The sequence below is a fragment of the Pseudomonas sp. DVZ6 genome, assembly GCF_024259445.1.
GTDB classification, from domain to species: domain Bacteria; phylum Pseudomonadota; class Gammaproteobacteria; order Pseudomonadales; family Pseudomonadaceae; genus Aquipseudomonas; species Aquipseudomonas peradeniyensis.
On sequence record NZ_JANCLM010000090.1, the window covers coordinates 1 to 1,594 of the forward strand.

At 67.8% G+C, this 1,594-nt stretch carries 1 protein-coding gene; it reads right to left on the bottom strand.

Annotated elements, in window-relative coordinates; genetic code table 11:
- Positions 1–1,594, bottom strand: a 1,594-nt coding sequence (locus NMG10_RS25735) for a condensation domain-containing protein (protein ID WP_254465368.1), incomplete at both ends; no start/stop codon positions are given.

The window sequence follows — 1,594 nt, forward strand, 5'->3', positions numbered from 1 at the left end:
GCGCTCCACGGCGATACCCACCAGCACATCCGGCCCCACGCCCTGCTCGCGCAGCTTGTGCGCCAGGCGGTTGGCGCGGCGGTTGAGCTGGTCGTAGCTCAGTGCCTGTCCGGCGAAGGTCACGGCGATCGCCTCAGGCGTACGTGCCGCCTGCGCCTCGATCAGCACATGAGCGCACTCGGCGCTTGGATAACGCTGCACATCCGCTTGCAGCTCGACCAGCTCGGCCGCATCGAACAACGGCAACTGCGCCACGCGCTGGCCGCTGTCCTGGCAGATGCCCTGCAGCAGGTTGCGCCAGTACCCGCCCAGACGCTCGGCCGTGGCCGGGTCGAACAACGCGGTGGCATAGCTCAGGATGGCGTTCAACCCGGTGCTGTGTTCGACCGTGTTGAGCACCAGGTCGAACTGGGTGGTACGGTCTTCCCAGTCCAGCCCCTCGATCCGCAGCCCGGCCAGCTCCTGGGCCGTGCCGGGGTTTTCCGTCTTGTGGTTGAACAACACCTGGAACAGCGGGCTGTGGCTCATGCTGCGCTCGGGCTGCAGCGCCTCGACCAGCTGCTCGAACGGCAGGTCCTGGTGCGCCTGGGCCTGCACGGCGGTCTGGCGGACCTGTTGCAGCAGCTCGGCGAAAGTGGTGCGCAGGTCGAAGCGGGCGTCGAGCACCTGGGTGTTGACGAAGAAGCCAATCAGGCCCTCGGTCTCGGCCCGATTGCGGTTGGCCACCGGCACGCCGACGCGCACCTGCGATTGCCCGCTGAGGCGGTGCAGCAGCGTCTGGAACGAAGCCAGCAGCAGCATGAACAGGGTCACGCCCTGTTGCCGCGCGGTAGCCTTGAGGGCCTCGACCAGCTCGCGCTCCAGACGGATGTCCAGGCGTGCGCCGGCGTGGTTCTGCTGCAGGGGCCGCGGACGGTCGGTCGGCAGCTCCAGCAACGGTTGCTCATCACCCAGCTGTCGGCGCCAGTAGTCGAGCTGGCGAGCCTGCTCGCCGGCTTCCATCCACTGGCGCTGCCAGGCCGCGTAGTCGGCGTACTGGAACGCCAGGGCCGGCAGTTGCGGGGCAATGCCCTGACAATGAGCGGCATACAGGCGCACCACTTCATCGACCATGACCGGCATCGACCAGCCGTCGGCGACGATATGGTGCAGGGTCAGCACCAGCACATGCTCGTCGGCGGCCAGGCGCAGCAGGCGGGCGCGCAGCAGCGGGCCGTGCTCCAGGTCGAATGGCTGGGCGGTTTCCTCGACGATACGTGCCTGCAGGGCTTCGGCGCTGACCGTTTCGACAACCAGGTCGAAGTCGCTGGCCAGGTGGATGCGCTGACAGGCTTGGTCGCCTTCCTGATGGAAGGTGGTGCGCAGGGTTTCATGACGAGCAATCAGCGCGGCGAAGCTGCTGCGCAGGGCCTCGATGTTCAGCTCGCCCTTCAGGCGCAGGGCCGAAGGGATGTTGTAGGCGGCGCTGTCCGGCTCCAACTGCCAGAGGAACCACTGGCGTTGCTGGGCGTAGGACAGCGGCAGCGGCTGGCTGCGGTCCACGACAGTAAACGCCGGCGCCTGGCTGGCCGAACCTTGGCCTGCGGCCTGGGCA